6 protein-coding genes are annotated in these 8,578 nt (G+C 33.5%); all 6 read left to right on the plus strand.

Going from position 1 to position 8,578, the window contains the following annotated elements; translation table 11 throughout:
* Positions 1-120: 120 nt before the first annotated feature.
* Complete coding sequence (locus B0A64_RS22900; protein WP_089481789.1) at positions 121-471, plus strand: four helix bundle protein; 351 nt, start codon at positions 121-123, stop codon at positions 469-471.
* Positions 472-515: 44 nt separating this feature from the next.
* Positions 516-1,205 carry an RluA family pseudouridine synthase gene (locus B0A64_RS22905; protein ID WP_089481790.1) on the plus strand — a complete coding sequence of 230 codons (690 nt, stop codon included), beginning with the start codon at positions 516-518 and terminating at the stop codon, positions 1,203-1,205.
* Positions 1,206-1,280: 75 nt separating this feature from the next.
* Positions 1,281-2,609 (plus strand): aldehyde dehydrogenase, encoded by a 1,329-nt coding sequence (locus B0A64_RS22910; RefSeq protein ID WP_089481791.1) that lies wholly within the window; start codon positions 1,281-1,283, stop codon positions 2,607-2,609.
* Between the two features lie 123 nt (positions 2,610-2,732).
* Complete coding sequence (locus tag B0A64_RS22915; protein ID WP_089481792.1) at positions 2,733-3,524, plus strand: DUF2189 domain-containing protein; 792 nt, start codon at positions 2,733-2,735, stop codon at positions 3,522-3,524.
* A 91-nt stretch (positions 3,525-3,615) separates the two neighbouring features.
* Positions 3,616-7,668 carry a PAS domain S-box protein gene (locus B0A64_RS22920; protein ID WP_089481793.1) on the plus strand — a complete coding sequence of 1,351 codons (4,053 nt, stop codon included), beginning with the start codon at positions 3,616-3,618 and terminating at the stop codon, positions 7,666-7,668.
* 93 nt (positions 7,669-7,761) lie between these two features.
* Positions 7,762-8,578: KPN_02809 family neutral zinc metallopeptidase (ypfJ, locus tag B0A64_RS22925; protein ID WP_089481794.1), on the plus strand; the 817-nt coding region annotated here is incomplete at its 3' end.

The raw sequence follows: 8,578 nt of genomic DNA on the forward strand, positions 1-8,578 counted from the left end.
TGCTGCTGATGTTAAATCCAGTGATTTTCCTAATTCCGGCGAACAGTACTAAAGTTAGATTTTTAGATTCTTGGATTGTTTGATTATTAGAAAAAATAATTTAATAAAATTATAATTATAATGCACAGATTTAAGGATTTGGAAATTTGGAAATCAAGTAGAAAATTCTGCTCTGAAATTTATAGTATTACATCAAATTTCCCTGACTCAGAAAAATTCGGTTTAACAAATCAGCTTCGTCGCGCTTCTGTGTCCGTACCTTCAAATATTGCAGAAGGATGTTCACGAAGCAGTAACAAAGATTTTTCAAGGTTTCTTGAAATTGCAATCGGTTCTATTTTTGAAATTGAAACTCAATTATTAATCTCTTTTGATTTAGGGTACATAAACCAAGTAAAACTAGATGAATTATGTTTTAATCTTGATAGAATTGTAAAAATGACATCAAAATTTAGATCTACTTTGATTTAAATCTAGTCGAAGAATCTAAAAATCCAATAATCTAATAATCGATTTTGAAAGTACTTTCTAATAAAAACAATCTCCAAATTCTGCACGAAGACAATCATATTATTGTGGTTAACAAGCGTGTAGGCGATATTGTACAAGGAGACAAAACAGGCGATAAACCTTTATCTGATGTTGTAAAAGAATACATTAAAGACAAATACAATAAACCTGGTGACGTTTTTCTGGGTGTGATTCATCGTTTAGACAGACCTACAACCGGAATTGTTGTTTTTGCCAGAACAAGTAAAGCATTGACCCGCATGAACGAAATGTTCAGCAATCGTGAAACTCAAAAAACATATTGGGCAGTTGTTAAAAATAAACCTCAGGAAACAACTGCCAAATTGGTTCACTATCTTAAAAGAAACGAAAAAAACAATACTTCAAAAGCACATTTAAAAGAAGTTCCTGATAGTAAACTGGCAAGTTTAGACTATACTGTTTTTAAGGAACTTCAAAATTATGTTGCTCTCGAAATCAATTTACATACCGGTCGTCATCATCAGATTCGTGCTCAGCTAGCCGCTATCGGATCTCCTATAAAAGGGGATTTAAAATATGGTTTTGACCGAAGTAATCCTGATGGCGGAATTCATCTTCATGCCCGTAAATTAGTTTTTGTTCATCCTGTTTCTAAAGAAAATATTACAATTGTAGCACCAACTCCGGATGAAACAATTTGGAATGCGCTTTGATTTTGTAACACAATTGAGGATTTTTTAATTTTTATCGATTAACTTGCAGATACAAAAATCAAGTGAATCATAAAAATGGACTATAAAAACGACATCGGATACAGAAAAGAAACGCTAAAAAAATTGTTGTTTAACATTCAAAATAGCGAAGACTTAATTGTAAAAGCTTTATACGATGACTTTAAAAAGCCTGAATTTGAAGCTGTTTTAACCGAGACAAACTATGTCATTTCAGAATTAAAGGACACGATCAAAAACATTAACAAATGGGCAAAACGCAAACGTGTTTTTCCCTCCCTTCTTAACTTTCCTTCTACAGATTATATTTATAAAGAGCCTTATGGCAATGTTTTGGTAATTGCCCCCTGGAATTACCCTTTTCAATTGGCTTTATGCCCTTTGATTTCTGCTGTAGCAGCCGGAAACAGAGTCGTTTTAAAACCTTCGGAACTCACACCGCATACCTCATCCATAATTGCAAAAATTATTCAGAAAACATTTCATGTGAGTCATGTCGAAGTTTTTGAAGGTGGTGTCGAGGTGTCGAACAAATTATTAGCACAACGCTGGGATTATATCTTTTTTACAGGAAGTGTTTCTGTTGGAAAAGTTGTTGCAAAAGCTGCTGCCGAAAACCTAACTCCTGTTACTCTTGAATTGGGCGGAAAAAATCCTTGCATTGTCGATGAAACTTCAAACCTTAAGTTAGCCGCAAAACGAATTGTGTGGGGAAAATTTATCAATGCGGGACAAACCTGTATTGCTCCGGATTATATTTTGATTCAAAAAAACATGAAAGTCAATTTCATCACATTTTTGGTCGAGGAAATCATAAAAGCTTATGGCAAAAAAATGGATAAATCTCCTGATTTTGCCCGTATCATCAATACTAAAAACTGGTTGAGACTGGCAAATATGATTGAACCTGAAAAAATAATTTTTGGAGGAGAGACAGAAGCAAATCAACTTTATATCTCGCCAACACTTATAGAAGAGCCCGCATTAGACAGTCCTGTCATGGGCGAAGAAATATTTGGGCCAATTTTGCCTATTTTAACGTATGAAACAGAAGCAGATATCGAAAACGTAGTTAGCCGTTATGAGAAACCCCTTGCATTTTATGTTTTTAGTGAAAATAAATCTTTTGCAAAAAGACTAATCAAAACATACTCTTTTGGGGGTGGTTGTATCAACGATACGGTTGTACACTTTTCTAACAAGCGACTGCCCTTTGGCGGTGTGGGTCATAGCGGTATTGGCGCTTATCACGGTCAATTAAGCTTTGATATCTTTTCACACCATAAGGCAGTTGTAAAAAAAGGAAACTGGCTTGATTTGCCTATGCGATACGCACCATACAAAGACAAACTAGCTTCGATAAAAAGAGTTCTGAACTGGATGTAAAAGTAAAAAACGATTTCGTAATGTTTTTGAGATTTTCATGTGAATTTGATTAAAAATATTATATTTACGTCACATTATCCATCTTAATTTCCAGAATATAAAACAATTCTACTTTTACAAAAAATGAAATTTATACTTGATCAAATCAAAGACATTAAGAATCATGGTTATACCTTAGATTTTTCGACTGTCTTTAACCATGCTTTCGAAAATTACAAAAAAATAGCACTTTATGCCGGACTAATCTTATTAGTATTTTCGATATTTTTTGGCGCAATTGCTTATAGTATTTTAGCTTCAATTTATGGAATAGACAAAGTAAGTAATCCGGAATTTTTTAATATCCAGCCTCAGCATTTATCGCCTCTTAAGCTCCTTTATTATGTTGGAGGATCTGCAATATTCTCCGCAATATTTAGTCCGTTTGGTGCTGGTTTTCTAAAAATGGCCGACTGTGCAGATAAAGATTTGGAATTTAATGTGTCAACCATTTTTTCTTACTATAAAACCAGTCATTTTTTACAAATATTTACCGCTACTTTATTAATTTCATTGTTTAGCGGCAGTATTACAACATTTCTTGAAACTCAGAAACTAAACAATTTAGGTCTGATTATTTCATTACTCGTATCCTTTTTTACATTTTTAACCATTCCGCTTATTGTTTTTGGAAACTTAAACGCCCTAAAAGCCATACAAGCAAGTTTTATCATTATTTCAAAGCAGCCCGCAGTGCTTTTAGGATTAATGATCACTATTGTTGTTGCGCTAATTATTGGGTTTCTAGGACTTTGTATTGGATTATTATTTACAATTCCGTTTACTTATTCAATGACATACGCCATATATCATACCATTATAAAAAGTGACCAAAAAGATCCAATTGATTCTATTGGGCAATCAGATTTAGAATAAAATAGAAAAATCTGAATCAGAACAGAGCTCAACCAACTTTGTTTTAGATTTTTCAAAAAGCTGTTTACTAAACAAAACATACCTAAATTCTATGGTAGAGAACTATAGTTTTTTCAACTCGTTGATTTCAGGAATTACCGCACTTGGTAATGCCCTAAAATTAATTGTCTCAAACTGGTATTTTTTTAGTTCAGATATTATTTTTTACAACAATCCCAAACTTATTCTTTTAGGATTGTCATTACTTGGGTTTCTGGCAATATTGGTGTATCAATTCTTTAAAATCAAAGCCCGGATTGGTTATTTTGTCGAAAAGAAATTCGAAATCGAAACGGCTAACAGAGAATATCAGCTTTATCTTTTATTTTTTGGTATTGCTATTGTCGTTATAGAAATCATCAATGAAATTTTCAAAATCAGACCTCGAAGTTTATTGGTTTTAAACGTAAGCATAGGCACTACGGTTCTTTTAATCTACTTAGTCACTGACAAAATAAAATTACTGCGCGATAGAGTTCAGCAAATTTTTATCACCTTATTTCTATCCTTTCTTGTTTATGTAGGCTACAATATTATTTATCTAAAAAATGATGTTGTCCCCATTGTTGCCTTTTTAATCTCATTTTATTTCTCCTACAGTATTCTAAAACCTATAAAAATCTATTGGGCGTTTACCGCAGTTGTCTTTTTATATTTGATCCTGACCGTTATTTATCATTTAATTCCAATAAAGTCATCTATTTTATTGCTCAATTATTCCATTATCGTTTTTATAATAAATCAGATAAAATATGCTGTTTTACTAAACAATCGAGATAATTTCAGGTTTACAAACGAAATCGTCCATAAAGGAAATTCATTGACGATTGCAACAAATAATAAAAAAGAAGTCTTGTTTTGCAGCGAAACGATTACCTCTATTTTAGGATATTTGCCGGATGAAGTAATGGGTTTGAAATTTTGGAAAATCACAAAAGAAACCAACTTTATTGATGATATAAAGAATTTAAACGGTGAGGAAAACAAACTTTATATCCGTAAATTAAAAAGCAAAAACGGCGAGTACAAATACATTCAGTGGAAAGACAAAAAATTCTCTGATGATCTTATTATAAGCATTGGTCAGGATGTTACGGAACAAATTAATGTTAGGGATCAATACAAAAACCTGATTCAAACTGCTACAGATATTATTTTTGAAATTGATACTGATGGTTACTTTACTTTTGTAAATGACTTTGGATTTTCGATTTTAGGATATTCTGAAAAAGAGATTATTGCGCAACATTATTCTAATTTTATCCATGAAAATTACCAAAGAAATGCAGTTGATTTTTATGAAAACCTGGAGTTAAATGAGAACAATTTTCCAACCATTGAGATTCCGATTTTAAAGAAAAACGGAAAAACATTATGGATCTCCCAAAAAATTATCGTTCGCAAAAACGATTTAGGATTAACTATAGGTTTTGCAGGAATAGCGAGAGATATTACCGATATTAAAAACATCGAAAACGAGAAAAAGAAGCGTCTTAAAAAAATTGAAGCATACAACAACTCAACAAAAAAATTATCCACTACAGATTTTAGCAATTACGACAATCTGGATACGGTTATTGGTTACATCATCAAAGAAGCTGCAACGGTAACCAAAACAAATCGTGTGAGCTTCTGGAAATACCATAAAGATTTAATTACATGTCAAAATCTATTTAGCCTAGACAATCAAAACTTAAGCGATAAAAACATTCTTGACAAGGAATCCTACCCTATTTATTTTGAAACTTTAAAAAGTAAAGCCATTATAAATGCGCCTGACGTATTTAATAAATTAGAAACATCAGAATTTCAAAAGCTTTATTTTACAAAAAATCACATCAAATCGATGCTGGATGTTCCGATATTTTTAAGCGGACAACTCGCGGGTGTAGTTTGTTTTGAAAGTACGGACGAAAAAAGAGATTGGGACAATGAAGATATCAATTATGCCAGAACGATTTCGGATGTGATTTCGTTGGCTATTTCGTCGCAAATGCGTCTGGAAGCTGAGCGGAGATTAGAATTTAAGAGTCAGTTACTTTCGGCACTTTCTTTGTGCACCGAGAAATTTTTATTGAGTAAAAGTACTCATGAAATGTTTCAGGAAACGTATGATTTAATTGGTAAAGCGGCCAAAGTTGACCACATGTATTATTATGAAAGAGATTTTACAACCAATGTTGCCTCTCAAAAATACAAATGGTCAAGAAAAGGAATTGCGCATCAGATAACCGAATTACAGCATCTTACCGAAGATAATTTAGCAGAGATTTATGAAGCGGCGCAAAACAAAAAAATTCTAAATACACTAACACGCAAACTCGGTGATACTTTTTTTAAAAACTTATTGATCAATAATGAGATTAAATCAATCCTGATATTGCCATTGTATATCAATGATGTTTTTACCGGTTTTATTGGTTTTGATGATTGCACGAACGAAAGAAAATGGTCTGAAGAAGAGATTTACATCTTTCAGGTTCTGGCAAACAATATTTCATCGGCATTAGAAAGAAATCGAAATGAGACGAGAATTCTCGAAAGTGAAGAAAAATTTAAACTGATTGCCAATAATATTCCCGGGACGGTGTATCTGTCAAAGTTTGATGCTTTTTCGACCAAAATATTCCTCAACGACGAGATTAGAAACTTAACCGGTTATTCGAAATCAGAATTTATCGAGAATAATTTATCCTTTTTATCGCTAATTCATCCTGACGACAAAGAGCAGGTAGTAAACAATCAGGTTGATAATTTGCAAACCGGAATGCCGCTGCATAATGTGTACCGAATTCGTCGAAAGAGTGGCGAATATATCTGGGTAGAAGAATTTGGCGATGTTATTAAAAAAGGTGATGAAATTGAATTTATTGGAGGCATTTATTTTGACATTACAAACAAAAAAGAAACCGAAGATGCTATAAAAGCGAAACAGCTCGCCGAAGCCGCAAATAAATCAAAGTCAGACTTTCTTGCCAATATGTCGCACGAAATCAGAACGCCATTAAATGGTATTATTGGTTTTACGCATTTACTGATGAAAACAGAACTCGAAGAAATTCAGGAAAAATACATGACTACAATCAATCAATCTGCACATTCGCTGTTGGAGATTATAAACGATATTCTTGATTTTTCTAAAATCGAAGCCGGAAAACTGGAACTTTTTATCGATTTGTACGATATCAAAAAAGTACTGGGTCAGGTTTTTGATTTAATTGTTTACGAATCGAACCAAAAAAATCTGAAATTAGAATTAAATGTAGATCCTGATGTCCCTAAATACATTTGGACTGATATTGTCAGGATCAAACAAATTTTGATCAATTTGCTTTCAAACGCAGTAAAATTTACCAATGAAGGTTCAATCAAACTGAATGTTTCTGTTTTAGAAAAAAATAAAAGTAACAATTGCACGATCCGATTCTCGGTTATTGATACCGGGATTGGAATTCTGGAAAAAAACCAGAAGAAAATTTTTAAAGCCTTTTCACAAGAAGACAGTTCGACCACAAGAAAGTTTGGAGGTACCGGTTTAGGTTTAACGATTTCCAACCAGTTACTTGCACTAATGGAGAGCCGTTTGCAACTGGAAAGCAAAATTGATATGGGAAGCAATTTTTATTTTGATCTGGATTTAAAAACCAGCAACCAGAGTATCAATGAAAAATACAATGCCGAACTTAAAAAAATCAATCTCGAACTAAGCGCCAACAACATTGGGGCAAATCATAAAAACGTTACATTTTTGATTGTCGAAGACAATAAAGTAAACATGTTGCTGCTTAAAACTATTATTAAAAATCTATACAGTACAGCTTATATCTACGAATGCGAAAATGGTTATGAAGCTGTAAATCAATTCGAAAACATCAATCCTGATCTTGTTTTTATGGACATCCAAATGCCTATTATGAACGGTTACGAAACAACTAAAGCCATTAGAAATACGCTTACAGGAAAAGATATTCCGATAATTGCCGTAACTGCCGGTGCTGAAAAAGACGAAAGAAACAAATGTTTATCAGCCGGAATGGATGACTATATTTCAAAACCCATAATTAAAGGAACTGTAGAAGAAGCACTGGTAAAATGGTTAAAATAGTTTGAACTAAATGGTTTCTGTTACTGTCTATTTCCTAAAAAATACATAAATTCGTACAAGAAAAAAACAAATAAACTCAAATACACTATAATTATGAAGTGGCAAGGCAGAAGGCAAAGCGATAATGTTGAAGACAGAAGATCCGTTTCTGGCGGAAAAGTAGCCCTTGGTGGCGGAATTATTGGTATTATTATTTTATTAGTAAACGTTTTTGGCGGAGAAAACGCTAAACTAATCACACCCGTTTTAGAACAACTTCAGGGTGGGCAACAAACACAAACTGAAGCTGCGGCTCCGCTAAGCAAAGCAGATGAGGAAATGGGCAACTTTGTGAGAGTTATTCTGGCGGATAACGAAGATATCTGGAGCAAAATTTTTACGGAACACGGAATGACGTATAAAAATCCAAAATTGGTACTTTTTAGAGGTTCTGTAAACACTGCCTGCGGTGGTGCATCATCTGCATCAGGACCTTTTTATTGTCCGGGCGATCAAAAAGTATATATGGATTTAGGCTTCTTTGAGGAATTAAAAACTAAATTTGGCGCTAAGGGTGGCGATTTTGCAATTGCGTATGTTATAGCGCACGAAATTGGGCATCACGTGCAAACCTTATTAGGGACATCTGCCAAGATGCATCAGGAGCAGGAAGGAAAAAGCGAAACCGAAGCCAATAAACTTTCGGTAGCATTAGAATTGCAAGCTGATTTTTATGCTGGTGTCTGGACCCATTATAATCAGGAAAACCTTGATACGGGAGATATAGAAGAAGCATTGAGTGCCGCAAATGCTGTTGGCGATGATGCTATACAAAGTAAAATGTCCGGACAGGTGGTTCCAGATTCTTTTACACACGGTACATCAGAACAAAGGATGTACTGGTTCAAAAAAGGTTTTAAAACAGGAGATA

The sequence above is a fragment of the Flavobacterium araucananum genome (assembly GCF_002222055.1).
GTDB lineage: Bacteria > Bacteroidota > Bacteroidia > Flavobacteriales > Flavobacteriaceae > Flavobacterium > Flavobacterium araucananum.